Below are 25,614 nucleotides of genomic sequence, written 5' to 3'. Positions count from 1 at the left end.
GGAATCGATGAACTATGGAGAGTCGGTTTCGGCAAGCGGTGATAGCGAGCGGGGTCGTTTCTTCGTCCCAATGGGATTACTGCCTTCGATTGCTTCGTCATCGTATCGTCACCGGCGGGATGGCTTGCTCCCCGGATCAAGAGGATCTTCTTCTCAAAGAGATATTGGTCGAGCAAGGAGCCATTACGGAATATCAGGCAGCCCAGTTGCTCGAGGGGCGGCACAAACTGAACCTCGGTCCATACATCATCACCGACTCGATCGGACAAGGTGGAATGGGGCATGTGTTCAAAGGGGTGCATCAAGTCATGGGGCGAATTTGTGCCGTCAAGGTGCTGCCGCTTCACAAGGCGACCGAGGAAGCTAGGGAAGGTTTCATTCGCGAGATTCGACTGCAGGCCAAATTGGACTGCGAGTATCTCGTCCGAGCGTATGATGCAGGTCAAGACGGCCGCATTCATTACTTGGTGACCGAGTATGTTCCTGGAATGGATTTAAGACGTTTGGTCAAGACGCAGGGCCCGCTCAGTCAAACGCGCGCGGCAAAGATCATCATGCAGGCCGCTTTGGGGTTGGACTATGCTCACCAAAAAGGAATGGTCCATCGCGATGTGAAGCCCGGCAATATCTTGGTAACCCCAGAGGGGGCCGCCAAGGTATCCGATGTTGGGCTGGCGAGCTTCACCGCGAACCTGGTCGATGATCCACGAGCGGGGAAGATAGTGGGGACCGCCGATTACCTATCTCCGGAGCAAATCCGTACGCCTTTGGACGTTGGGCCCGCGAGCGACGTCTATTCACTGGGGTGCACACTCTATTATGCGGTTTGCGGAAAGGTACCCTTCCCGGGAGGTGACACGGCGACCAAGATGCGACGGCATTTGGAGGAAACTCCCATGCATCCTCGTCGGTTTTCTGCATGGCTGCAGGACGAGTTTGTCGACATCATTGCGGAGATGATGGAGAAAGACGTAGCGAAGCGAACACAAACGTGCGCCGAAGTCGCGAACCGCTTGGAGCCTTGGGCCAATCAAGAGTCTGGGTTTGTCTCGTACCCATCCCTGGTGCGAAGCCCTTGGGCTGCACCTCCACCTCCTGCGGACGATCTGTCTTCTATCGGCGCCGAAGAGAAGGAGGCTTCGAAAGAACATTCCCTGCCGTCTCACGATTCGGGTTTATCCCAGTCGGGCTCACGTCGCGCGGGAGCCCCTCCTCCTGGGTTGGATCAAGGGATGGAGGATTCGAGAGCGACGAGTCGGTTCGTCAACAGTCCAGGCATCGCCATCGCATTGACTGCCGCTGTTATCATCCCTCCGACTTTAGTCGTAGGCGCGATCCTGGGATATCTGATCGCTCTCCGTTCGTAGCGATGGAATGGATTAGGAGAAGCCTATCGATTTGTCGTAGGATATTTTGAAGGAAAATCGGGTGATGGACTGAGTACGTCCCATTCTGCGTCTTAGAGTCTGGAGCGGAATTTTTTGAGGACACTCGTTATGCTGCCTGATCTATTACCCATTCATCCATGGACTCTTTTGCCCGACCGCATTGTCGGTGTTGATGTATTGGTTTGGGATGAACAAGCCATGACGGCAATCAAGTGCATCGACTCTCAAGAGCAGGTAACGCGATCTAGTTTTGATCAGATAGCGAGAGGAAGTGGCCAGAAATGTTACATCGAGAATCGAAATCAGGGCCAATATCGAAGATACTTGTCGGAGAGTCTTGAGTCGTCGGAACAGCAATCGACTGTACCGCCATTGTTGCGATTCACATTGCTGTTTGAATCCGTTCGGTTTCAATTGCTCGATGGGTTGGGCACCTGCAGTTTGTCGAAGTGGGTTCAAAGCTCGTACGACGCGACCCAACATTTCTTAGAAAAGAGCAGTGGGATGGAGCGGCTCGGAAAAGAGATCGTTTCCACCTTTCGAAAGGATGGTGGGTTTGCAACCCACGCTTTCAATACGGGCGTCTACGCATACTTGATCGCCAAAGAAATGGGACTGTCGACGTTGGATCAGCGTGAATGTTTGACCTCGGGTTTTCTACACGATACGGGCAAACTGGAGCTGGATCCCGATTACCCGGATCAGATCGAAGTCCCGGACGGTTATATGGTTGTGGACTCGCGGCAGGAACAGATTGCACATTGCACCGTCGGATTTGTTTTCTTGTCGAAGATTCCATCGATAACACGCACCCCGCTTCTCGCATGCTATCAGCATCACGAGTATGTCAACGGGATGGGATTTCCAGTTGGTTTGGAAGGGCCGGATATCCCGTTGACGTCTAAGGTATGCGCGTTGGCAAACCGCTGGGATGGATTGCTTTGCGATCGCAAGGGCAGGCCTGGTCTTTCGCGAATCGCTGCTTGGAAACAATTGTCATCGGAAAGTGGAACACTTTGGGATAAGGAGTTGGTGTCATGCTTAGAACGGCTATTGAACCGACCTTCGAGGAATTATTAGATCAGCATCCCCAGCTCTTCGCCGTTCCTGATCAATTGCTTCCGGATTTGGACGCGCGGGGGGAACTGCCCCGTTGGGAAGGTGCGCCTCGCGTGGCCCCTCGCTTTCGCTGTAGCGGTCTTAGCATCGTAGAGTGCCTCGATACCCCGCAAGTGTTAGCGATTTGGCAGCCGACACTACGAAGCTTGGTCAAGGATGTTTCGAGGTCCGGGATGTCCTTTCTCAATGGTTGCCAATATTATCCAGACCAAAAGCTCAAAATCTCATTGCCGATCGCCACAGCGATCGTTCGAGTTGCTCGATGCAAGTTTCTAGGGCAGAATTGTTTTGAAACCGGTGTGAAAACAGTGGAATACTATCCTCGAACTACCTAGGTGTAGGCGGATGGAAGATTCTGGTATGAATCCAACATGAAGTGTTTGGAGTTATTCGCGGGAATCGGCGGTTTTGCTGCTTCGTTTCCTCATCTGCAAATCGTGAATGCCGTGGATATCGACGTTCATGCTGCGTGTGTGTATCGATCCAACTTTGCACATCCCTTTCACATTGCGGAGATCGCTTCGCTAGAGATCGATTGGTTTGCAGCACAAGGGGCAGATTGCTGGTGGATGAGCCCACCCTGCACCCCCTTTACTCGACGAGGGAACAACGCCGGTTTGTCGGACCCTCGATGCGCAGCGTTGAAACATTTGATCGACGTTGTCTGCGAATTGACGCCGCAGCTGGTGTGCATCGAAAATGTGGTCGGCTTCGAATCGTCGGACGCGTTTGATTTATTGCGTCGCAGATGGACCAAAGCAGGATACCTGATCGATTGGACTCACTTCTGTCCCTCGGAGCTTGGGTGGCCTAATCTTCGGCCACGTTTCTATGCGATTGCCAGCTATTCACATCGCGAGCGCATTTGCCGACGTTCCCGTGATGTAGTCAAACGCAAACTGTCGGACTACTTAGAAGATTCGTTGGGTCCCGCCGCGCACTGCGAGTCTGGGCTTTGGATCGCAAATCAGATGGCCCAGCAGTACGACAGGGCCATCGACAAAGTGGATCCAGCGGACAGCGATGCGGTCGCGGCTTGCTTCACCGCCGCTTACGGTCGCTCCATCATCAAATCGGGATCGTATATTCGAACCGAGCATGGATTGCGACGTTTCACCCCACGCGAAGTGGCTCGGCTCTTGGGATTCGACGAGTCTTTTCAGCTCCCAGCGGAGTTGAGACACCGGAAACTCTGGCACTTGCTCGGCAATTCCATAAGCGTTCCCAGCCTTCGTGCGGTTTTCCAAGACTGTTTCGACCTACCCTCGCTCCTATAATGCGTTGGTCTGAACTTGAACGTCTAGGAGCAAGGCACATTGTTGCTTGAAATCGATGCAACCTAAGAAACCGGAATCTATCGGCGGAATTGTCCACGTTTACCAAAAATTCAATCCCACCGAGTTTCCGAGCCCGACTCAGGAGCCTCCCGATCTCGTCAGCGGGGCGTTCGAACACGCGATGGCCTATGGTCGATTTCGTGAACTCACCGAGGAAGAGCTCGCTAGAGCGGTACGGATCGATCCAAGCCAGATTGCGGGGCTGGGGCCGAGTATCGACATGCTCCGGCAGATGCTCGAAGAACGGAAGCGAAAGATTCTCGAGACCTACTCCACCGAAGGCTTGGACAAGAAGGCATTGCAGCGTTTCGAAAAAGCATCGAAGCGAGCGAACCCACCGGGAAAATGGAAAAATGAATTCCATAAAGCGGTTCAGTCCAAGCAGATTTATTTGCTCGAGCAGTTGTGGTATCGAACGGATCGCGATTCTCCAGAGTTTGCGACAGCTGTCCTTCACACGATGGAATCGCTCGGTGAGATGGCCGGCATCGAGGAACTCTTAGACAAATACGATTTCACCGGTCGCGAACGGGTCGACGTACCCGAAGCTCTTGAGCTGAAAAAGATATTGGAGCAAATCGACGAATTGCTGCGGCAGTTAGAAGAGGCCGCCAAGACGGCGCAAATCGGTCTTATCGACATGGAGGCTCTCTCCGAGTTTGTCCCCGAAGGAAACTTGAACGACCTGCAGGAGTTGAGAGAGCAGATCAGTAACATGGTCAAGGAGGCTGCTGAACGCCAAGGGCTCGAACGAGATGAGCAAGGCTATTATCAACTTACCCCAAGGGCATACAAGGCCTTTCAGTCCAGACTCTTGCAGCGGATTTTTTCCCACTTGGAGGCGGGCAGATCAGGACGCCACGACGGTCGCATTGTCGGGGATGGGAGCGTCGAGTTGCCTTCTACGAAATCCTACGAGTTCGGCGACTCGGTAAGCAACTTGGACGCGACGCAATCCATCCTGAATGCTCTCCTCAAACGCCCGAACGAAACGCCGCTTCGATTGCGTTCGGAAGATTTGGAGATCTACCGCACCAAGAACACCCCTCGCTGCGCTACAGTGGTTGTTATGGATATGAGTGGTTCGATGCGCTACGACGGCCAGTATATGAATGTCAAACGAATGGCGCTCGCTCTCCAGGGGTTGATCACGCGTGAATACCCCGGTGATTTTTTGCGATTTGTGGAGATGTACTCGTTTGCCAAATTGACTCGGCCAGGAGAAGTCATCGATTTACTCCCAAAACCTGTCACGATCCATCACCCCGTCGTGCGACTCAAAGCGGATATGAGCGACCCGAGGGTGAGTGAAATGGACATCCCGCCTCACTTCACGAACATCCAACATGCCATTCGGCTCGCCAGACAGAACTTGATCAATACGGATACACCCAATAAGCAGATCATTCTCATCACCGATGGATTGCCGACTGCCCACTTTGAAGGAGAAATGCTCTATCTCCTCTATCCGCCCGACCCGCGAACCGAGCAGGAAACAATGCGAGAAGCGATGCTTTGTCAGAAAGATGGTATAACCATCAACATCTTTCTCGTGCCGAGTTGGTCGCAATCGGAGGAAGATATTCGTTTTGCGCACCGCCTTGCCGAACAAACCAAAGGACGCGTCTTCTTCACGGCCGGTAACGACTTGGATCGTTTTGTTTTGTGGGATTATGTCGATCGAAAGCGGGAGATTCTATAAACCTTGAACGAAGAAGAGATTTACCTTAGCCAAATCCCCAAGGCCGTTCCAAGCCGGTATCAAGCGAAATCGGTCTCCCGCGTTCTCGATCGATTGTTCCTCGAGAAGGGCTACGCGAACGAGCAGTCGCGGGACTCGCTCGTGCAGGCTTGGCAGGATGCCGTCGGTCAGAGTCTAGGCGGGCAGTCCAAAGTGGGGCAAGTGAAACGCGGGGCACTCCAGATTTATGCCGCCAACGAGATCGTGCGATCGGAACTGGAGTACATGAAATCCAAAGCGCTTGCTTCCATCCAGGCAACGCTTCCTGAGATGAAAATCCAAAGCTTGAAAATCCATCTGCAGCGATTCGGCTCATGAACGCCTATATCTTGGCAGGTGGAAATAGCACACGGTTCGGGCAGTGCAAAGCACGCGTCGAGATTGATGGAACCGCTTGCTTAGTTCGACTTTGCTCGCAGCTTCGTCAAAGTGGATTGACTCCGTGGGTTGTATCCAAACGCCGCGAGGACTTCAGCAATCTCTTTTGCGCAAAGGATTCGCTACCACTCGCAGGGATGCTCGCTGATTGGGATGGGTACGAAGGTCCGTTGGCGGGGATCGTAGCCGCCCTCGAACACTGCAAATCTGACGAGCATACCAAGTGTTGGATTCTCACTTGCGACTTGATCCAGTGGGAGCCGGTTTGGAACGAGTTGGCTCTTGCGATTCCCGATGCAATCATGCTCGACTCATTGGCTGTATTACTCATGGCGCCCGTGGACCCTTTAGGACCGAGTGCACCATCGCTTCAACCCTTTCCCGGTCTATATGACATTCGATCCTCATCCTTTCTGAGGGAACCAGCCGTGGTGGCCAAACAATCCGTCTTCTCTTGGATCTCCTATTTCGAGAGCCATGTCCGCCAGGTTTCGGTTCCAAAACAGCAGGCGCCGCGAACGTTCAATACACATGATGAACTTCGCGATGGGTTATCCGAATACCGTGGACGCGAACGCGAATAGATTCGCCAGCAATTCGTGAAAACGACCGATCTCGCGAGCTTATCGAGGGCGGTGGATCGGAAAAGCGGTTGGTAACGCGATCGAACCAAAAAGAAGTCGGTTGATGGAAGTGATGGGAGCGGCAGTCATCTAGGAAGCATGCTCCTTTGTCTCACCGCGACCATGTATACTCTGGAGTCAATGTCTATGAGACTGAAACGCTCCTCTTCCATCTAAGTATCGAAAGAAATCGTATGGCAGGCCGAACCTCCCTCGTCGCCGTCCGCACCCGACGTTGGCTCATATGGGCCGTCTTCATAAGCTTCATAGTCTGTGTTGCATGGGTGCTGAATGAACTGCGGTTAGAACACAACAAGAGACTTGCATACAAAGCCCTCGTGGAGAACAATGGATCCATCGTCTATGACTTCAGCGGGAAATTTAATGATTATCGGCTTGCAAGGGAGTGGCTTCGCATCTTCCTGGGGGATAGATATTTCTCAGCACCAGAATCTGTTTCCATCAGAATAGATTCCGAACGCGATCTGGATCAAGTCTACGCACTCTACGACCTCAAGCGAATTCGAATTTGTTGTCAGAAGATTCCAAAGAAGTTACTCGCAAGGTTAAATCGATTCCCGCAGCTTAAGGATGTAGCGATCGTCACGCCCAAAATATCGGTGAATGATTTCGATTTCCTCGCGTCGATGAAAAGACCTGACGGGTTTCGATTGGAATGCTCCGAGTTTGAAGCGGGTAGCTTGCAACCGTTGAACAGAACGGTCTGTCCGCTCTGGGTAACATGTTGCGGATCAAGTCCTACACAAGAATCATTGAGAGAACTAGCAAAATGCGAGCAATTACGCTTCCTTTCGCTGATTGACTGCCCGATCCAAGACAGTGATTTGCAACACCTCTATAACTCGACCTCCGAAGTGGGGCTATTGCTTCTGCGTACGCAATCGAGCGACCAGGGGATCCTCAAATTGCGCAAGTCGAACCCCGCATGGACGATTCGCATTCGAACCGATACGGGCAAAGCCTCTAGCTTTGCTGAGTTTGAATGTACTATTCCGAGCATGAAAGAGATGCCCAATACTACGAGTTTAACTCTATACGGCAGGGACCTTACCGATGCAATGCTATCGACATTGCGAGAAGCCAAGTCACTCACAGAGCTTCAGTTAGTGTCCTGCTCCATCACCGACGAAGGGTTTATGGAAGTAGGGCTTGTCGAAGGATTGAAAATCCTTCGGGTCGTTGACTCCAATATAACCGACGCAGGCCTAAGGGTTCTTGAAGAGAATAAGAACCTAGAAAAAATGGAATTGAAACTCGATCATGCGAATGGCTCTGGATTGATCGATGCGCCCCCGAGCCTTAAGGAGCTACGGGTCCGATTCAATAGCGACTACGGAATCGGTGCGAAGGAACTAGAAAGACTCCACGGTTTGGAGCTCCTTCATTTTTACCGCGTGTGCCCAAGAGATGATTTTGTTCAAGCATTGAAACAGATGACGAACCTGAAGGAGCTCGCATTTCCCGACTATTGCATCCCGCGAGAAGAGGTTGAAGAACTACGTGCAGCCCTACCCCATTGCACGATTCGCTACGCGCACTGGTTAGAAGGGCAATGAGACCTTCCGCGATACTCGGACTGCCCCTGCAGCTTCGCCCTTGAGGTCCCGTCGAACAATGGCGGCTCATCGCGCCGCAATAAATTTTCTACGTCATCTAGTCCTCAAACAAGCGAAAGCTTGTTTGTTGGGGCGTGATTTTGGCAGCGCAGCAGCGACCGAGCCAGCGGGACTGGCTGATTTTTTTTAATTGCTCTAGCTTCACACTTCGAATTGGATCTGGGTTTGGCGTTGCGGTTGCGGTTCGCTTCGGATTCGATGTCGAAGCTCTTCTTGCCAGCACGTTTCCGTTCTAGCGATTCGATGCTACAGATTGAGCACAGCACACAATCGGAAGAATGCTGATGTGTAGTCCGTCCAGTTAAGGAGCCGATGAATCGTTATCCTGGCATGTCGTAGAATTTGACATGGCACATGAATGAACACGGACAGAAACGTTTTAAATTCCATTGTCAGGAGCCGTTTCTTTTCTGCTTGATGTTCTTGCTCTTGTCCAGTCGCAACTGGAGTCAATAATGCGGACCAGGATTTCAAGTTCCATGCGATACTCGTTATCACCATGTAGGCCCAATTGCTCTCGAGATTGTCTACTGGAGCACACAACGATCGAACTCCGCCGGAGAGTTGTGCGATCAAGTTCTCCTGGTCGCAACGGTCATTGCAGCCAAACACAATTTCCTCGCTCGATACCGAGGGCAGATCATTGCTGATGTAGAAGAAGTAGCGGATCTCGTCGATGAGCCGAACATCGCCTTGTTCCTTGGAGATGTTCTTCCGAACAACCACCATTCGATACGTTTTCTCGCAGGCGTTGGGTTGGTAGTCGAACTCGGCCACTTCCTCATGCAGTAACTCAAGATGGACGTAATTGCGTTCCCGAATGATTTGGCGTTTGACGTTGGTGGGTTTGGTGCGCGTTTCGTTGGTCTTGTTTTTTGGTAAGGCTCGGGTGAGCTTCTTCCACGCCGACGCATCCAGGTTGTCTGCAATTTCCTTCAGATTCGCTCGTGCCTCATAACCAAACTGGAAGCGTACTCCCAGGGCATCCCAGCCGTCGAGATACTCCGTCTGCGAGAATTTACAGTCACCTCGCATCCGAATGCGCCGGAAGCCTCCAGCGATGCATGTACAGATTGCCTTATCCAAGTAGGCTGCCGCGTTGTGAGCGCTGTGGACCGAACCGCTGCGATTCGCAATCGCAAGGACTTCCTTGGTGTTGGCTAAGCTGACCAGCAAAGGATGGTATCCCCAGCTCCCTTTGTACGAGATATCCATTCCTTCCTTGCACTCGGCTGTGGTTGCCACGATGACGCCGTCGACGTCGATGATGGCTTGGTCAAAGAAAGAATCATCCTGCTGCTTCCAAACGTTGATCCTAGCTTCGTTGATGGCTTGCATCAGGGAATCGATGTCGGATTGTTGGAATCGACGGCAAAAGTCGCCCGCCGTGGTTGGATCAGGAATCGAATCGGCACCGATGGCATCAAGGAATGTGGAATCGTTTCGAAGACGTTCCAAATGCTCGAGTCTCGATCCGTTGCATAGAACATTCATAACCATCGCGAGGACGTGGTCGGATTCATGATAAGGAGCATGTGACTTTAAGAGTTGGACACGATGATTGATGGCATCGGTCAATCCGACATGCCCGGCGAGCTTGAGCATGGCGGAGACACCAGCGTAGCTGATGGCATGGGTGCGATCAGCAAGTTCGTATTTGACAGAGTTGGTAGCGAGAACGGGATTCGGATTCGAGATACCGCGAGAGAATCGATTCTCCCTTGCAGTTGCGAGCCTTTTGAGGATTTGCTTCTTGCGTGCACCGATACGTTTTGCGAAACTTGTCTTCACCTGAAACCCTCCGTGTGTGTGGCTTAATCGATTTGTTGTTACTTCGTTAAACCGCAAAAACGCCGGGAGGTTTCAGGTTTTTTTACGAAAATCTCAAACGAACTCAACCAAGCTTCGCTTGATCGAGGACTAATCAAAAAACGCGACCATTTTGCTGCTATTCCTTATTAGTGCTGCACTTTAGGCAAAGATCTCTAACCGATCGTATTGTATTCAGTTGAACTCGGGCTTGGTTACGCCGCTAAGCACAATAGCTCGTCAATCAGTGCGATGATTTTTGGCGTTTGTTGGGCTGCGGGTAGTTCTGCCATAAATCGATTCCTCAGCATTTTATGGGTTATTTCGCGACGACGGTCAGCATGCGATGGGCGACGGTCAGGATTGTCCCAGGGACGATCGCTTCGGTCGACCAGCTGTTCTACCGGAGTGTCCCAACACTCCAGTTCCACCAGGCCATAGAGCCACGCATTGATGTTCCAGCAGGCGATATTCGACCAGACGTTTCGAACCTGCTGCTTGCCAGCGCCCCAGGTCTCTTTGGTATCGTGGAAGAACTCTTCGATGGCCCATCGATCTGCTACGGTTTCCAGAAGCATTTCGACCGGCATTTCGATTTCCGTACTAAAGTATGCTGCCGTTTCGCCGTTGTCGAATTTAAGTATCACAACTCGAATCGGTCCCTCGGTGATAGTTGTTGTTGCCAGGAAGGTCTTGTAATGACGAAGGACTGCGACACCACGACACGCATAGCTAATCGTCTGCCAACCTTGCTTGTGCTTGGAACGCTTTGAGAGATCGATTCGGTTGTAGCCGTATTTGCGAGGACGCCCACGAGTACCAGCCTTGCGAGCAGGGGGAAGGTCGAAGAGCTTTGCATTGCTTCGCAAGCGACTGACTACGGTTGTGTTTAGCGTCGTAAGTGACGTGATTAGGTCATACGTTGCATAGGCTCCATCGAAAACGACGAGTGTCTTGGATCGCGAACCGAGCACCCGCAACCAGCAGATGACCTGGTTGGTCATTTGCAGCGCAAGTTGGTGTTTTGTTTGAAATTTCCACCCATGCTTGGCATCCAACACAGGAACATCGCATTGCCTAACATACAGCATCGAAAGCAGTGGCAATGCGATCACGCCCCACAATGGATGCGTGCTCAAGATTGCCAGACAAACCCAGTTGTGACCGTACAACCACTCGCTATCGACTGGACCTGGCGTAGGATGGTGATGAATGTTCGCACCTTCGACGTGACGTCCGAATCGCTTTGTGGGGCTATCATCGACCGCCAGCTTCCAGTACCCGTCAGGCCCTGGATCGAATCGTTTGACAATTACCCTCAGCAAGGGCAAAGCCAACGATGTGGCGACCTTGCCCGCAGATACAAGCAGTTCATAAAAGCGATCCCAATCATCTTTCACGCCAGCGGCTCGAAACCAACTGCTCGCAGTACGGCGACCACGTGCCAGCATCGCACCAGCCATCACGATCGGAAGGCGAAAGCCGATGCGAGCATGCAAGAGCGATTGCATCGCAGTTACCACGATTGCGATACCTCCGACCAGCGGCACGCTGGCTGCCGTAGTTTTTACGTCGAGTGGGATTCGAGCTCGACAACCTGCTGCGTTTGTCATGATGCGATGGAGTCGACTTTTTGCCATGCTGAAGTTGCGGTGCACGACCAGATCGTTTACGCTTGGCCATCCTTGGCTCTCCTGGGGTCGGTTATGTTTTGCAACCAACTTGTCCCTTGAGGGCCATTTTCGTTTCAAGAGCAATTCTTGCTCATTGTGATGCTTGCATTAGCTCCGGCTTCAGATCTTTGCCTAAAGTGCAGTTATTAGTGGTGATGAGTGGAGATTAGTGTTCCTGCTTTCTCAAAACGCTGCACTTTACATTCTAGCAATGTACATGTTTGCTCTCTGTACGTTGGACTCATTTTTGCGGTTCCCCTTGGGTTGATATGCAATCGATGAAATGAGCCGATAAAAAGCGGTCTAGGTTCTAGGGGTTCTCTCTCTCTCTCCTACAATTCGCTCATGAATAGGAGACATCCACCTCATCGGGACCTTTAACGATCGCTTTAAAAGGTACGCCTTGTCACCAAAGACACGGCCCCACTCCGCGATCCTCCGCATCCTCCGCGGTTGACCCTCACAATCCCCCAAATGCGTGGGTGCCTTCGATCTACCTCCCCCCCAAAAAGATGGGTGCCTTCTACTAGCTTCTCTCTTCGCGCCGTAGCGCCTTGGCGAGAAACCTCCTCCCACCAATCCCCCAAAAAAAGGTGGGTCAAAAGGTGGGTGGGTCAAAAGGTGGGTGCCACCTATTCGAAGTAGTTGGGTGCCTTCGATTAGCTCGATGTGTGGGTGCCTTCTATTAGCTCGCATTCCCCCACTCCAAAATGTTCTTCTATTTGGTTGCAACCCGCTCCCCCATCCCATAACGTAATAGGATCTACACCCCGAACCTCTGGAGAGATCCATCATGTCCAGCACGCTCCGTTCTGAGCAATTCGTTAGCAACGAAATCTGCCTTGTCCATTGCTACAACCGTTGTGTCCGTCGCGCCTTTCTGGCTGGTTTCGATGAGCTCACCAGCACAGACTACTCCCACCGAAGAGAATGGATTCGCCAAAGACTCGAATCCCTTGCCTCCGTCTTTGGTATCGACGTTCTCGAATATGCCGTCCTATCCAATCACCTCCATGTCGTCCTCCGCAATCGTCCCGACGTCGTGGCTACTTGGTCTGACCAAGAAGTTGCCACACGTTGGCTGCGACTCTTTCCTGGTACCCGGATCCTCGATGTCTTGGCCGAGGCCAACGAAGAAGATGTCCGAAGCGCCGTAGCCGATCCAGAAAAGATCAAAGAGTATCGAAGCCGACTCTCCGATATCTCTTGGTTCATGCGCTCTCTCGCCGAAGTCATCGCCAGGCGAGCCAATGCAGAAGACAAATGCACCGGTTGCTTCTGGGAAGGCCGATTCAAAGCCAATCGGCTTCTCGATGAAGCCGGTTTGCTCGCATGCGCCATGTATGTCGATCTCAATGTCCTCCGCGCGAATCTAGCCGAAACGATCGAACTCTCCATCCACACCTCCGTGTACGATCGTCTCCAAGCTGCCAACGGTGCAATGATCGAATCGACGGCTCTGGATCGCGTTCCTTTATCGAAAGAGGAATCGATCAAACGGAGGACCAAGATGACGGTGGAGGAGCAGAAGAAGGCTCGTCAGAACCGTGGCCCCCGTCCTCTGGTCCCCAGAGACGCTTGGCTGGCCCCCTTCACGCTCGACCCCAAGGTGAACTCGTTGGATCCAGAGCCCTGCACCAACGGCCTGCGAGCCAGCAACAAAGGGTTCTTGAACATGAACCTGGAAGACTACGTGAAGCTATTGCGTTGGACAGCGGAGCAGAAGGGTCATCCTCCTGGGAAATTGCATCCGGTCCCCGAATCCTTGAAGCCCTTATTCTCTGGGCTGGGAGTCGAACCCAGCATGTGGTGCGACTTGGTATGGAACTACACGAAGTACTTTGGCACCAGCCGCTGTAGTGGAAGTCCCAAGTCGATGGTAGCCGACGCGGAGCGGACCAACAATCGCTGGAGTCGCGGCCAGCGGCTCGTCGCCGCTTGCTTCGCCTAGTGGCCCTCGGTTAGCAAAAGCTTGCTTGGCCTAGCCGCTCGCTCTGTTACCAACCCCCTCGCGGTGCCCACTCCACCATGGCGCCATGGCGAGAGCCCCGCCTCTCACCTCGCCCGAACTCCAGCACCGGGCCAAGTACGCTGCTGCGCTCTCTCCAGCCAAGTCGACTGCAACTCTGTCCAAATTGCCCCCAATCCCGCTTCCGCCGCCCCATTCTTCCCCGCACAGCTCCCCCCCGATCTCCCGTTCCCCCCAGATAGGTGGGTGCCTCCTATTAATCGCCAGATAGGTGGGTGCCTCCTATGGTGGTATCTCTGGTCCGATCAGGTGGATGAATTGTTCGCCGACGAACAAAAGCTCGCCGGAACAGGTTATGATACATTTTGGACTTTAGGGGACCACCAAGGAACGCTCAAGGATATCGTGGACTATAATCCGACTACAGGCACGACGAGCGTCGTGAATCATAGGCGTTACGATGCGTTTGGTAACCTCAAGTCCCAATCGGGGGCGGTAGTGGTCCAGTTTGGATACACAGGCAAATTTTTCGACGCGACGACTGGATTCCAGAATTCATGGAACCGTTGGTACAGCCCACGGCTTGGTCGATTCCTCAGCCAAGACCCTATTGGTTTTGATGGTGGGGATACGAATCTGTATCGGTATGTTGGGAATGGGGCGACGAACGTAATTGATCCAAGTGGATTGCAGGAGCGGAGTTCATGGGATATCGAGAGCGAGTTAATTTCGATATACAACCAGCCTGTCCGCAGTGAAGCGGACATTGCAAAATTCGCGAGCTTGGTTACACAATTACTGCGTCAACGGGAGCTGGAGAGTATTCGCCAGCGGGAACGCGACAATCAAACTGTGATGCGATCGGCAACATCATCGGAGATGCGAGATCTTCTCGACGTAGAGATGCGTACGATTTGGAATCGTATGTACATCGGTATTGCGACAGATGCCGAGAAGAATCGATGGCATCAAGTTCGTAGGGCGAATTCACCGGGACTTGCCTTGACGAATGATCTTGTCGGGCCCGAAGGTGGCGTGTGGCGATCGATTGAAATTGCCGGTATGATGGCCGGTGGCGGTCCAGTTCTGCAAAACGCTACGGGAGCTTCAACACCGAAACTGACCACTGCCCCAGTTAGTGGAGGCAAGACAGTTCTCGGGCATTATCCTGCGTACACCGAACTTGCGGAGCAATTAGGAGCTAGGCGATTCAACATACCGACGTCTGTTTGGAACAAGATGACTGAGGTTGAACGTTGGGAAGCGAATACGAAGTTCTTAGATCGTATGATTGCCCGCGGCGATGATATCATCCTCGCAACGCGAGCCGATCTTGCAAAACCAGGATCGTACTTTGCACGAGAGTTAGAGTTCCTTCTTAGCAAGGGATTCAAGATTTGCGCGGACGGCTTGCGACTTATTGCACCGGGGGCACGCTAACATGACGCATGTAATACCGAACGCGACACCGAATTCTGTTCGTAAGTTCTTTGAAATGCTTTGTACGAAAGACAGGTTTTCAATAGATGTCGCTGACTATCGCCCTGACATCTTCGGAAACATTCAAATCGTTGCGAGTAACGAACGATACTCGATTGACTATCGCCGGGATCGTGGTGATGAGTCGGTATTCGTCGTTGTTGCTGGGAGAGAATATCTTGTAGAGGACGTTCGTGAGTTGTTGGAAGGTCATTCATCAGTATCGAATAGCCTCGAGTCTGAACTCGAGTTTTTGCAAAGCAATGAAAAGGAGATAGATCGATCGTTTTCATCGGATTTTGTCGACTCAAGTATCAAGGCATTAGAAGCAATGCGAGTACGCCGATTGAACAGGATGTTTCCTGGGAGCGTCTTAGGAGAGTAGTTGAAAACCGATGACACGAAGTCATCGGAAGGTTTTCTAGGATGCGCAGGCGGGCGCGAGAGATGTTCCAACAGAATCAACGCCCATTCGCCCGCAGCGCCCTGCTTCGGCGCTGCAGAACATTCTGGAAAAAAGCGTTCGAGAACTCGGCGCTATTAGGCGAGTTGATGGTGCGGTGCGAGTTTCTCTGAGGCACAGCTCGTGCAATCGATGTGCTTGAACTCACTTCGGTGCAAACTGGCGATCTGTTGGGGCGTTTCTGTAGTTTTGTGAGTTGGTTCTACCTCGATTTTCTGGCTTGCGACGGTCAATCAGACATCCATCGATCTTGTCGCTCGCTTGGTAACACTCTTTTCTTGGTACATGACGCAGTTGCACAAGGCTTAGCTCGTGTTGTTTTGGAGTGATACAAGTGCTGGTTCGCTTTCTCTTGCTCTGCATAAATCACAGCTTAGAGCGCGATTGTGCGCTATCCTCGCAGCTCTCGCGTGAGCGTACACTGACCGGTTCTTGATTTTCCCGACCTGGTCGGTTTCTGTCGTGTAGTTTTCTGCGTTCGATCAACGTTTTCACTCGTACGCAAGGAACTCATCTTGGCTCGACCATCTTCTGCTTCTCGCTCCCAACGATGGGCGCAGCATCTCGCGGATTTCGACCGCTCAGGACTTACCGTAACCCAATTCTGCGATTCCATCGGTTGTTCCGTTCCAACCTTCTATAACTGGAAGCGCAAGCTTGGCAAGGCTCCGGTCCAGCCAGCGTTCTTGCGAGTTCAATCCGTGGATGCTGTCGACTCTGCGATCGAAATCAAGCTCCCAAGCGGCGTGCTTTTGCGTCTACCCCTTAGTGCGATTGCCTCGCTCTCTGATATTCTCGATCAGGTGGCATAGTTACCATGCTCGCTCTCAACCCTTCAGTTCCCATTTACCTGCATACCGAGCCCATCGATATGCGCAAGAGCTTCGACGGTCTCTTCGGGATCATTAAGAATGACTTTCAGCGCGACGTGCGCGATGGTGGCTTGTTCATGTTCCTGAACCATCGCCTGAATCGGATCAAGCTCTTGTACTGGGACACCGATGGAATCGCTATTTGGATGAAGCGATTGGAGAGAGGCTGCTTTCAGCGCCCAGTTCGAAGCGCCGATGGGAAGCATGTCGTGGTCTCGTCCGCCGAGCTGCAGTGGATCCTTACGGGAGTCGAACTCAGCTCTGTGAAGAAGAGAATGCGCTACGTCCCTCCGGCCCGCGATTCTCTAGAAGCAATCTCTGCTTGAAACGGAAACAATTCCTGTGTTTTTAGGCAATTTCACTTCTGTCCCCTCTTGCGCTTTTTGGGCCTCGCGCTATAACACCATCATGCAAGACGCGAACGAATTACCGAACGATTTGAGCACCGCACAAGAAGTGATTCTTGTGCAATCGAACGTTCTCGTAAAGCAAAAATCCGAGATCGATACGCTCAAAAAATCGCTCGAAGAAGCGCTTGCTGAGATCCGCTTCCTGCGCACCGGGAAGAAGCGAGAGAAGTTCATCAACGCAGACCAATATCTCTTGGAATTCGAGGATGACAAGGAGTTGCAAGAGGCGCTCGAAGCTGCCAAGAAGGAAGCGGAAGCCGAGGTAGAGCGCATCACCTATACGCGCAAGAAGCAAGCTGTCGCGAAGAAGCCAAATAGTGACAAGTTCCCGCCACACTTGCCGCGTGAGGTCGTGGAAGTGGAGATCCCTGATGCGTTCCAACAATGCGTTGACTCTGGCGAGCTGATCGTCAAACGCTATGAAGTCACCGAAACCCTCAAGCACATCCCGTCGAAGCTTGTTGTTCTCCAGTACAAGAAGCCTGTTCTGGCTTACGCCAACTCCCCCGAACGCGAGCTGAACGTCGAAGAAGAAGTAAATCTTGGGGAAAAGGGCCGCTACCACCCTTCCGTGGCTGCTCAAGTGATCCATGGCAAGTTCGGACTCCATCTCCCCTATTACCGTCTCCAAGACATGTTCGCCTCGTCAGGGTGGACCCCAAGTCGATCTACCCTGGATTACCTGGCAGATCTAACTCATGATGTTTCGGAAAGGCTGATCGAAGCGATGCGAGCCAGACTCATGGCCTCTCGTTGCTTGGGGCTTGATGACACGCACGTCAAGCTGATCATGCCCAAGGAGATACCCGACGAAAAGGAGGCTCTGCAAGACTCCCGAATACAGCGACTCCTTGAGAAGATGAAGGAGGCTCAAAAGGAAAAGAAAGATAGCCTGGATGCCAAAATGTGGGGCTACTCCGGCTTCGACACAACAGCTCCTTATGATCTCTTCGACTTCCGAGTCTCGCGGCATCGCGATGGACCTGCAGAATACTTGGAAGGGTATACCGGGCATGTGATGGCAGACTGTTATTCGGGCAACATGAGCGTGATTCTTGCGCCCGGGTCGAAGATGACCCGCATGGCGTGCTGGTCGCATGCGCGCCGTCATGTCTACGAACATCAATCCAACGATCAGAAAGCCGCATCGCTCCCTCTTGCGCTGATGAACCAGCTTTACGATATCGAGCGTCGCTGCGCGCAGTGGAGCGATGAAGCACGAGGAGAACTGCGAGCCAAAGAATCGCGAATGATACTCGATCGACTCCGCGACTGGCTCGATGGCCCGTTGGCACGAAGCGTGTTACCTGCGAGCAAGCTTGGTGGCGCGCTCAACTATGTGCGCAACCACTGGGATGCGTTATGCGTATACGCCACCGACGGCCGCCTCCCGATCGACAACAATCAAGTCGAAAGGCTGATGAAGCGAGTCGCGATTGGGCGCAAGAACTGGCTGTTCGTCGGAAGCATGCGAGCCGGGATACGCAATGCAAGCCTCATGAGTCTAGTTGCCAGTGCGCAGCGTCAGGAGATTGACATTGGGATGTACTTGGAGAGTGTGATTACACACTTGCTACGAGGGACAGCGCGCGTGGAGGAGCTGCTACCGGATCGCTGGAAGGCAGAGCACCCGGAAGCTGTGCGCACCTATCGGGAGCAGGAGCGTCGCGATAAGGCTGATAACGCAACGGCCCAAGCTGCGAAGCGTCGAATGCGAAATCAGCTTCGCAAATCGAAGTAGGGAACAGAGCGCCACGACGCAACCCTACCCGCGAGAAAATCTCAGAGAGCGTCGTGTACGCTCACTTTTGAGGAGGGGTTGCCAGGGGCTTTTAATCCGCAAGCGGTGGTGTTTGTGCCAAACGTAGCCATGAGGAGACGCGTTTCGAGCGTTGGTTGCACTGCTGCCGTCGGACTGGAAGCGGTTGCACGAGGATTGGGACGTCTAAGCCTGCGAGAAGCGCGCCTCATTCCTCCGGAAACGACAGGTGTGGGACATAATGTCCCGCTTTTTTGGTTGCGCAAGACGATGTCTCTAGGATGGGCAAATCGTTGACGATTTTGCATTGCATATCCATATTCGAGCCTTAGCAGTTTCTGATTGTAGCGCTTGGATCTGTTGACTCACATGGCGAGTAAGAGTTCCGTGTGGTGTCCAAGGTTCGACAGAAGCAAACAAGGACCAACATCATGAAAGTTTTAGCATCTAGTCTTTTTCTGGCCGTGGCCTTGGCCTTACCAGCAAGAGCGGATATCTCGCTATCGAGCGGGACCTATACGCAAAATTTTGACAGCATCGGAACGCTGTTGCCCGATGGGGTGAGCGTTCGAACCGGTGCGACGAGTTCCTTCTTGGGTACGGATAGTTCGGCCGCATTTAATACCGATGGGATCAATCCAAAGCCTTGGGATTCGAACAACTCTGGATTTCATAACTATGCAGCAATCGATACTCTTCCATTCGTGGATGCTAACAACCCATCGTCGGGTGTTCAGCAAAACTGGAGCGATCGTGCATTGGGGGTACATCTAAAGGGGGATGTTTCGAGTCAGAGCAGTCTGGGGCTCGATCCCGGGGCTGCGTTCACTTTTCGGATCGTTGATGTCAACACATCCTCCCTCGATTTTACGTTTAGTTCGCAACTACTTCACGATCACAATTTGACGCTTCCAAATAACTGGGATGTTCGGTGGGGAGCAGGTGCCACACCAACCTCCTTCACGTCAGTGGGAACCTTCAGCCAGAATATCGTGGGAGCTATCGATCGAAGTTTTACTATTAGCGGTTACACGCCTGGGGATTCGGGGGGGCTTTGGGTGCAAGTCGTTGCGCAAGCATCGGGAGGGATCGGGAATAATGATAGTCGGCATACGTTCGCCATCGATGACTTGCGAATCACCGCCGTTCCGGAGCCAAGTTCCGTGGCGTTGCTGGGGATCACCGGGCTTGGTTTTGGTCTAGTTCGACGTTTTCGTCGTGGGCGTAGAAATTTGCCGCGGGCGTAGAGGATCGGAATAGACTCCAACTCCATCGTAGGGACGTCGAAGGATGCGATGGGTCGCGACATCCTCGCAGCTTATCGATGCTAACGTCATTCAGCGACTCATTGCGGAAGTCTTGGTTTGATACTCGCTTTGATCATCGCACCCTCCCATGTGGAGAGTGTTGCCTGGGCTTGGAAACCAAATTCGGTGAGTTGATTCAAATCGATCGCTTGGTGCTCCGATGTCCATAGCGATTCGATCATGCGAGCCTCTTGGTTCACATTCGCGCCGATCATTTCGCTTCTCGCTTTTCCGTCCGAGCCATGCACCCAGAAGCGAGGTTTGGAAACATCCCATGGTCTTAAGAAATCATCGCAGATTACGGAGCCCTTGGTGCCTGCAATCTCCATCCACTTCCGACCGGGTGCATCAAAACCACAGTCCCAATGCGCGAACGCGCCACATTCAAGTTCCACAATAGCTTGCGCGCTGAGCCAAATGCCATGTTCGCCATGTCGTTTTCCCATCGCCTGAAGACGGGACGGTTTCTCTCCTGCAAACCATTCTGTAGCGAGTGCGCAGTACCAACCTAAATCGAGCAAACAGCCACCTCCAGCGCTGGGGTCGGTTCGGTAATCGCGTCCCCGTTGGAGAACATGGGAGAAGCTGCAGGAGAACGTGACGCGGGTCACTTCGCCAATTTCCCCGCCGGCGATAATAGATCGCATTGCCTGGCTGCGCGGATGGAATGGAAAGGCAGATGCGTGACGAAATCGATCTGGAGACTGAGACACAACCGATTGCAGTCGACAAGAATCCTCTAGATTGGCGGTGAGGGGTTTCTCGCAAAGGACTCGCTTGCCCGATTCCAATGCCTTGATCGCAAGCTCGGTGTGGAGATGGGGGGGCAGAGCAATGTAGATGACGTCGATATTGTCCGCCTCGCACAATTCAAGAAAATTTTGCGTGGACGACGGGATTTGGTGGGTTGTACACCATTCTTGTAACGCAATGGGATCGCGTGCCGCGGCTGCAGCGATCGTGTGCCCAGCCAGTCGGACTGCCTCGACCATTCTGGGGGTGACTCGACCGATTCCCAAAAATGCCCACCGCATGCTATGCCCTTTCTGACAGCGACTCCCATCGCGCGTAAGCCGTAGTTAACTCGTGTTCGATTTTTTTTAATCGGGATTGATCCACCGCTAGAATCGAAGCGGGCTGCTTGAAGTAATCGGCCGATGCCATTTGGTCGTGAATCGATATTTGCTCCGCTTCGAGCTGTTCGATTTTTTTGGGCAATTTCTCCAGCTCTTGCTTTTCCTTAAACGAAAGCTTCTTTTCGTGATTGGTTTTGGTAGGGACTGGACCTGGCTCGTTACTGGCGAGTGAAGAAGTAGAACTGCGAGCCGTGCTCTTCAAGCCGTTGCTGCCGGTTAGCTCTGCTTTTTTCTGCCGCAACCAGTCGTCGTACCCACCAACATATTCTTTGATCGCACCATCTTCGAACACCAACAAACTCGTCACGCAGTTATTAAGAAAAGCGCGATCATGGCTCACCACGAGCAAGGTCCCGTCGTACTCGACGAGGCGTTCCTCCAGCAATTCCAATGTCTCGGAGTCCAAGTCGTTGGTGGGTTCGTCCATGATGAGCATGTTGGCAGGTTGGGCTAGGAGTTTTGCCAACATCAGACGATTTCGCTGCCCTCCGGAGAAATAGCGAATCGGCGAACGAGCTTGTTCGGGCGTGAAGAGGAAGTCTTGTAGGTATCCGATGATATGCTTCGACTTTCCCCCAACCTGAATCGTCGTCTTTCCTTCGCCAACATTGTCCACTGCCGTTTTGTTCAAATCGAGAATATCGCGGGTTTGATCGAAGTAAGCGATATCCAGTTTCGTGCCGAGACGGACCGTCCCTGTTAGCGGTGGTAGTTTTCCCAAAATTCCTTTGAGCAAGGTCGATTTGCCGACGCCATTGCGTCCCAAGATCCCAACCTTGTCCCCTCGCATAATCGTCAAATCAAAAGGTGCAACGATCTGCTTGTCCCCATATCCAAACGACGCTTGTTCAATCTGGCAAACAAGATTGCCGCTCCGGTCGCCGGTTTCAAACTGCATCCTGACGCTTCCGACCGCTTTGGGCCGCTGCAATCGCGTCACTCGCATTTGTTCCAATCGTCGAACGCGTCCCTCGTTTCGTGTTCTTCTGGCTTTGATACCTGTCCGAATCCAAACTTCTTCCTCGGCCAGTTTCTTATCGAACAAGGCTTGTTGTTTTTCCTCCGCCAACAACGCTTGCTCTTTGCGTTTCAAGAAGGTCTCGTAGTCGCAGGACCAGTCGAATAGCTTGCCGCGATCGATTTCTAAAATGCGTGTTGCGAGTCGAGTTAGGAACGCGCGATCGTGGGTCACAAAAAGGAGTGTGGACTCGAGGGATGCGAGGAAACCTTCTAGCCATCGAATGGCGTCGATGTCCAAATGGTTGGTTGGCTCGTCGAGGAGGAGAACATGCGGGCGGCTAACAATGGACTGGCCAAGCAGTGTGCGACGTTTCAGGCCCGTGGACAAGGAGTTGAAGTCGAGGTTGGGAGCCAGTTCCAATTGTTGCAGGGTATTCGAAAGATATTGGTCCCGTTTCCAGTGGTTTTCATCGAGTTGAAACTCTTCGGGAAGGCCTCGCGATACGACCTCTTCTACCGTTCCAGTAATTCCATCAGGAACATCCTGAGGAAGGACGGCCACACGCGTTCCAGGGGCGAACTCAATCGATCCCGATTCCGGGCGTTCCTGTCCAGCCAGCAGCTTGAGGAGGGTGGACTTTCCCGCTCCATTTCGCCCAAGAAGGCCGATTTTTTCGCCCGATTCGATCCGGCAACCAACTTCCGAAAGGAGTTGAGGGCCACGATAGCTCATGCTTAGTTGGTGCAATGTAATTTGCGGCATAGATCTCGATTTGTCGAATACGCAGGAGGCTGTTTCGTTTGGAAAGGTCCCAGGCCCAAGGGCGCTTCGGAACAGATTCGAAGCTACCCTGGCCCATGCGAACTTAACCGGTTTCCCCGTTCCTGCAAGCCGAATCGAAGGCGGCTACCGTCAAGCAAACATGAATTCGCCATCTGCGAAATCGATGGCGATCGGGTCTGTGTCGTCCGGGTCCCGCTTCAGCAACGCGCTAGCGATCTTGTTTTGAAGTCGGCGCTGGATCACTCGCTTTAAAGGTCTCGCCCCGTAAATCGGATCGTAGCCCTCCTCTGCGATGGCTTCCAAGGCTCGATCCGTGATGGAAAGCGTGATGTGCTTTTCAGCAAGCTGCTTCTCCAATCGCTTGATCTGAAGTCCGACGATCCGGCGAATTTGATCTCTCTTCAAAGGTTCAAAGATAATCGTCTCGTCGATTCGATTCAGAAACTCGGGAAGGAATCTTGCCTTGAGCGAGTCCTGGACTGCCTGGTGCATATCTTCTTCCGAGCCTCCTTCTTCTGCGACCCGTTGGATCATTTGACTTCCAATATTGCTCGTCATCACGATCACGGTGTTGGTGAAGTCGACCGTGCGATTTTGTCCGTCGGTGAGGCGTCCATCGTCGAGAACTTGCAGGAGAATGTTGAAGACATCATTGTGCGCCTTCTCGACCTCGTCGAGCAGGACGACGCTGTAAGGGCGTCGGCGAACCGCTTCCGTGAGTTGCCCCCCCTCTTCGTACCCGACATATCCCGGAGGAGCGCCGACCAGTCGGCTGACGGTGTGCTTTTCCATGAATTCGCTCATGTCGATGCGGACCATGGCCGCTTCGTCGTCGAACATGACCTCCGCTAAGGCCTTGCAGAGCTCTGTTTTTCCTACGCCAGTTGGCCCGAGGAAAAGGAAGGAGCCGATAGGGCGATTAGGGTCTTGCAATCCACTGCGACTTCGGCGCACCGCGTTGCTCACGGCTTCGACCGCTTTGGCTTGTCCCACGACGCGCTGGTGCAATCGCTCTTCCATGACCAGCAGTTTAGCCCGCTCCGTTTCCATCATGCGCGTGACGGGAATCCCTGTCCAGGAGCTGACGACGGCTGCGATTTCATCGGGCGTGACTTCGGTGCGAAGGAGTTTGCGCTCGGCTGTTCCAGCTGGCGGATGGGCAACGCTTTCTTCCCGTTGAAGCTCTTCTGTCAACTTGCGACGCTTTTGATCCAGCTCGTAAAGCCGTTGGTATTCGGCCTCCTCGACCGAGAGTCCTATCGATTGTTTTTCTTTGATCTTCGACTCGAGTTGGCGAAACTCCCCTTCGGTTTGTTCCAGCGATTTGCGAATCGATCCCACTCCGGATAGACCTAATTTCTCCGCTTCCCATTTTTCGCGAAGACCGGCTAACTCCTTCTGAACACGTGCAATCTCTTCTTCAATATCGGATAGCGACTCCTCGGTGCTTTCGTCCGATTCGTCATGAAGTTGCCGTTGCGCGATCTCAAGCTGTCGCAATCGCCGCTGCAACGAATCGATCTCAGCGGGAACGCTATCCCGCTCCATGGCGATCCGCGCCGAGGCCTCGTCGACTAGGTCAATGGCTTTGTCTGGAAGGAATCGATCTGAAATATAACGATGCGAAAGCTTAGCGGCTTCGACCAACGCCGCATCCCGAATCTTAATGCCGTGGTGGGCTTCATAGCGAGGTTTCAATCCGCGAAGGATCGTGATGGTATCTTCAACGGAAGGCTCCCCGACGTAAACAGGTTGGAATCTCCGTTCGAGCGCGGCATCCTTTTCAATGTGTTTGCGATACTCATCGAGTGTGGTCGCTCCCACACAACGGAGCTGTCCGCGCGCCAATTCGGGTTTGAGAAGGTTCGCGGCGTCGCTCGATCCTTCCGCCGCACCTGCCCCGATCACGGTGTGGAGTTCATCGATGAAGAGAATAATATCGCCGCCCGAATCTTTTACTTCGCGCAATACGGCCTTGAGCCGTTCCTCAAACTCCCCTCGGAATTTGGTACCAGCTATCAGCGCGCCCATATCGAGCGCAATCACCTTTCGGTTTTTGAGACTTTGTGGCACATCACCAGCCACGATTCGCTGTGCCAAACCCTCTGCGATGGCCGTTTTGCCCACTCCAGGCTCGCCGATCAAGACCGGATTATTCTTGGTGCGCCGCGAAAGGACTTGGATGACGCGCCGAATCTCGGTATCGCGTCCGATGACCGGGTCCAGCTTGTTTTTCGTCGCGAGATCGACCAGATCGATGCCGTACTTCTCCAGAGCTTGAAACTTTCCCTCTGGGGTTTGGTCGGTTACCCGAGCGCTTCCTCGGACGGACTGCAATGCCCCGAGAATGTCGTTTTCATCGATACCGAGTAGCTGGAGGACTTCGGTGGCTTTGTTGTTGGAGCGACAAAGTCCCAGCAACAAGTGCTCGGTGCTGACAAACTCATCCTTCATCGCCGTCGCCGCACTAGCTGACGATTCAAAGACTTTTTGAAGGGCCGGGCCGACGCCGGGTTGTCTACCGCCGGAGCTGCGGGGAAGCCTGCTCAGTTCGCTTTCGGTCACCGATTGGATCTTCTCGACCGAGGCGCCGATCTTCTTGAGAAGAGGGACCACGACCCCCTCGCGGTCTTGGAGCAACGCGTAGAGCAGGTGCAAGGGATCGAGTTCCGGGTTCCCCATCTCCGATGCTTTGGACTGCGATTCCACGATCGCTTCCTGGGCTTTGATCGTCAACTTATCCATTCGAAACGACATAACAAACCTCGAG

20 protein-coding genes are annotated in these 25,614 nt (G+C 52.9%); 14 read left to right on the top strand and 6 right to left on the bottom strand.

The window, feature by feature from the left end; genetic code table 11:
- Positions 1-14 precede the first annotated feature (14 nt).
- The 8 genes from SH467x_RS04495 to SH467x_RS04460 all read left to right on the top strand — a co-directional run bounded on the left by SH467x_RS04495 (position 15) and on the right by SH467x_RS04460 (position 8,163).
- Complete coding sequence (locus tag SH467x_RS04495) at positions 15-1,367, top strand: serine/threonine protein kinase (protein ID WP_482370095.1); 1,353 nt, start codon at positions 15-17, stop codon at positions 1,365-1,367.
- A 129-nt stretch (positions 1,368-1,496) separates the two neighbouring features.
- The gene (locus tag SH467x_RS04490) at positions 1,497-2,468 is read left to right on the top strand and encodes an HD-GYP domain-containing protein (protein WP_482370094.1); all 972 of its coding nucleotides are present in this window, start codon (positions 1,497-1,499) and stop codon (positions 2,466-2,468) included.
- Positions 2,426-2,842: a hypothetical protein gene (locus SH467x_RS04485; protein WP_482371420.1), complete on the top strand. Its 417-nt coding sequence runs from the start codon at positions 2,426-2,428 to the stop codon at positions 2,840-2,842. Before SH467x_RS04490 ends, SH467x_RS04485 begins: the two co-directional genes overlap by 43 nt.
- Before the next feature lie 36 nt (positions 2,843-2,878).
- Positions 2,879-3,784, top strand: coding sequence for a DNA cytosine methyltransferase (locus tag SH467x_RS04480; protein WP_482370093.1), 906 nt, complete (start codon positions 2,879-2,881; stop codon positions 3,782-3,784).
- Positions 3,785-3,839: 55 nt separating this feature from the next.
- Positions 3,840-5,546 (top strand): vWA domain-containing protein, encoded by a 1,707-nt coding sequence (locus SH467x_RS04475; protein WP_482370092.1) that lies wholly within the window; start codon positions 3,840-3,842, stop codon positions 5,544-5,546.
- Between the two features lie 3 nt (positions 5,547-5,549).
- Positions 5,550-5,903 (top strand): DciA family protein, encoded by a 354-nt coding sequence (locus SH467x_RS04470; protein ID WP_482370091.1) that lies wholly within the window; start codon positions 5,550-5,552, stop codon positions 5,901-5,903.
- Positions 5,900-6,547 carry a molybdenum cofactor guanylyltransferase gene (gene mobA, locus SH467x_RS04465; protein WP_482370090.1) on the top strand — a complete coding sequence of 216 codons (648 nt, stop codon included), beginning with the start codon at positions 5,900-5,902 and terminating at the stop codon, positions 6,545-6,547. The genes SH467x_RS04470 and mobA overlap by 4 nt, the downstream gene beginning before the upstream one ends.
- Positions 6,548-6,780: 233 nt before the next feature.
- Positions 6,781-8,163: a leucine-rich repeat domain-containing protein gene (locus SH467x_RS04460; RefSeq protein WP_482370089.1), complete on the top strand. Its 1,383-nt coding sequence runs from the start codon at positions 6,781-6,783 to the stop codon at positions 8,161-8,163.
- A 306-nt stretch (positions 8,164-8,469) separates the two neighbouring features.
- Here the strand turns inward: SH467x_RS04460 and SH467x_RS04455 are convergent, their stop codons facing one another.
- Positions 8,470-10,014 carry an IS1380 family transposase gene (locus tag SH467x_RS04455; RefSeq protein ID WP_482370088.1) on the bottom strand — a complete coding sequence of 515 codons (1,545 nt, stop codon included), beginning with the start codon at positions 10,012-10,014 and terminating at the stop codon, positions 8,470-8,472.
- A 233-nt stretch (positions 10,015-10,247) separates the two neighbouring features.
- A complete protein-coding gene (locus tag SH467x_RS04450; RefSeq protein ID WP_482370087.1) occupies positions 10,248-11,672 on the bottom strand; it encodes an IS701 family transposase in 1,425 nt (474 codons plus the stop codon).
- Between the two features lie 826 nt (positions 11,673-12,498).
- Between SH467x_RS04450 and SH467x_RS04445 the strand changes: the two genes are divergently transcribed.
- Both SH467x_RS04445 and SH467x_RS04440 read left to right on the top strand, forming a co-directional pair.
- Positions 12,499-13,656 carry a transposase gene (locus SH467x_RS04445; RefSeq protein ID WP_482369908.1) on the top strand — a complete coding sequence of 386 codons (1,158 nt, stop codon included), beginning with the start codon at positions 12,499-12,501 and terminating at the stop codon, positions 13,654-13,656.
- Between the two features lie 327 nt (positions 13,657-13,983).
- On the top strand, positions 13,984-15,114 hold the full coding sequence (locus tag SH467x_RS04440; protein ID WP_482370086.1) for an RHS repeat-associated core domain-containing protein: 1,131 nt from the start codon (positions 13,984-13,986) through the stop codon (positions 15,112-15,114).
- A gap of 79 nt (positions 15,115-15,193) precedes the next feature.
- On the opposite strand, the gene SH467x_RS04435 is transcribed toward SH467x_RS04440, so the two are convergent.
- The gene (locus SH467x_RS04435; RefSeq protein ID WP_482370085.1) at positions 15,194-15,367 is read right to left on the bottom strand and encodes a hypothetical protein; all 174 of its coding nucleotides are present in this window, start codon (positions 15,365-15,367) and stop codon (positions 15,194-15,196) included.
- 764 nt (positions 15,368-16,131) lie between these two features.
- Between SH467x_RS04435 and tnpA the strand changes: the two genes are divergently transcribed.
- The 4 genes from tnpA to SH467x_RS04415 all read left to right on the top strand — a co-directional run bounded on the left by tnpA (position 16,132) and on the right by SH467x_RS04415 (position 19,904).
- Positions 16,132-16,428, top strand: a complete 297-nt coding sequence (gene tnpA / locus SH467x_RS04430) for an IS66 family insertion sequence element accessory protein TnpA (protein ID WP_482367253.1) — start codon at positions 16,132-16,134, stop codon at positions 16,426-16,428.
- A gap of 5 nt (positions 16,429-16,433) precedes the next feature.
- On the top strand, positions 16,434-16,814 hold the full coding sequence (tnpB, locus tag SH467x_RS04425; protein ID WP_482367252.1) for an IS66 family insertion sequence element accessory protein TnpB: 381 nt from the start codon (positions 16,434-16,436) through the stop codon (positions 16,812-16,814).
- Between the two features lie 82 nt (positions 16,815-16,896).
- Positions 16,897-18,639, top strand: a complete 1,743-nt coding sequence (tnpC, locus tag SH467x_RS04420; protein ID WP_482370084.1) for an IS66 family transposase — start codon at positions 16,897-16,899, stop codon at positions 18,637-18,639.
- A gap of 449 nt (positions 18,640-19,088) precedes the next feature.
- Positions 19,089-19,904, top strand: a complete 816-nt coding sequence (locus SH467x_RS04415) for a PEP-CTERM sorting domain-containing protein (protein WP_482370083.1) — start codon at positions 19,089-19,091, stop codon at positions 19,902-19,904.
- Positions 19,905-20,002: 98 nt separating this feature from the next.
- Here SH467x_RS04415 and SH467x_RS04410 read toward each other — a convergent pair whose 3' ends face one another.
- From SH467x_RS04410 to clpB, 3 genes are all read right to left on the bottom strand, one after another.
- Entirely contained in the window at positions 20,003-20,998 is a 996-nt protein-coding gene (locus tag SH467x_RS04410) for a Gfo/Idh/MocA family protein (RefSeq protein WP_482370082.1), read from the bottom strand.
- 1 nt (position 20,999) lies between these two features.
- Positions 21,000-22,793 carry an ATP-binding cassette domain-containing protein gene (locus tag SH467x_RS04405; protein ID WP_482370081.1) on the bottom strand — a complete coding sequence of 598 codons (1,794 nt, stop codon included), beginning with the start codon at positions 22,791-22,793 and terminating at the stop codon, positions 21,000-21,002.
- Positions 22,794-22,973: 180 nt separating this feature from the next.
- A complete protein-coding gene (clpB, locus tag SH467x_RS04400) occupies positions 22,974-25,601 on the bottom strand; it encodes an ATP-dependent chaperone ClpB (RefSeq protein ID WP_482370080.1) in 2,628 nt (875 codons plus the stop codon).
- Positions 25,602-25,614 lie beyond the last annotated feature (13 nt).

It is taken from the genome of Brakhagea slesvicensis (assembly GCF_052161625.1).
Taxonomy (GTDB): domain Bacteria; phylum Planctomycetota; class Planctomycetia; order Pirellulales; family Pirellulaceae; genus JBKCUI01.
Note: the sequence above shows the minus strand (reverse complement) of the source record. Positions and strands in the feature narration are given on the sequence as shown.

Excerpts from the sequence above, each read along its gene's own strand:
- SH467x_RS04405 (WP_482370081.1), bottom strand. The coding sequence starts at position 22,793 with ATGAGCTATCGTGGCCCTCAACTCCTTTCGGAAGTTGGTTGCCGGATC.
- SH467x_RS04495 (WP_482370095.1), top strand. The coding sequence starts at position 15 with ATGGAGAGTCGGTTTCGGCAAGCGGTGATAGCGAGCGGGGTCGTTTCT.
- tnpC (WP_482370084.1), top strand. The coding sequence starts at position 16,897 with ATGCAAGACGCGAACGAATTACCGAACGATTTGAGCACCGCACAAGAA.
- SH467x_RS04490 (WP_482370094.1), top strand. The coding sequence starts at position 1,497 with ATGCTGCCTGATCTATTACCCATTCATCCATGGACTCTTTTGCCCGAC.
- SH467x_RS04485 (WP_482371420.1), top strand. The coding sequence starts at position 2,426 with ATGCTTAGAACGGCTATTGAACCGACCTTCGAGGAATTATTAGATCAG.
- SH467x_RS04445 (WP_482369908.1), top strand. The coding sequence starts at position 12,499 with ATGTCCAGCACGCTCCGTTCTGAGCAATTCGTTAGCAACGAAATCTGC.
- clpB (WP_482370080.1), bottom strand. The coding sequence starts at position 25,601 with ATGTCGTTTCGAATGGATAAGTTGACGATCAAAGCCCAGGAAGCGATC.
- SH467x_RS04460 (WP_482370089.1), top strand. The coding sequence starts at position 6,781 with ATGGCAGGCCGAACCTCCCTCGTCGCCGTCCGCACCCGACGTTGGCTC.
- SH467x_RS04480 (WP_482370093.1), top strand. The coding sequence starts at position 2,879 with ATGAAGTGTTTGGAGTTATTCGCGGGAATCGGCGGTTTTGCTGCTTCG.
- SH467x_RS04450 (WP_482370087.1), bottom strand. The coding sequence starts at position 11,672 with ATGGCAAAAAGTCGACTCCATCGCATCATGACAAACGCAGCAGGTTGT.
- SH467x_RS04475 (WP_482370092.1), top strand. The coding sequence starts at position 3,840 with ATGCAACCTAAGAAACCGGAATCTATCGGCGGAATTGTCCACGTTTAC.
- SH467x_RS04435 (WP_482370085.1), bottom strand. The coding sequence starts at position 15,367 with ATGACCTTCCAACAACTCACGAACGTCCTCTACAAGATATTCTCTCCC.
- mobA (WP_482370090.1), top strand. The coding sequence starts at position 5,900 with ATGAACGCCTATATCTTGGCAGGTGGAAATAGCACACGGTTCGGGCAG.
- SH467x_RS04410 (WP_482370082.1), bottom strand. The coding sequence starts at position 20,998 with ATGCGGTGGGCATTTTTGGGAATCGGTCGAGTCACCCCCAGAATGGTC.
- SH467x_RS04415 (WP_482370083.1), top strand. The coding sequence starts at position 19,089 with ATGAAAGTTTTAGCATCTAGTCTTTTTCTGGCCGTGGCCTTGGCCTTA.
- tnpB (WP_482367252.1), top strand. The coding sequence starts at position 16,434 with ATGCTCGCTCTCAACCCTTCAGTTCCCATTTACCTGCATACCGAGCCC.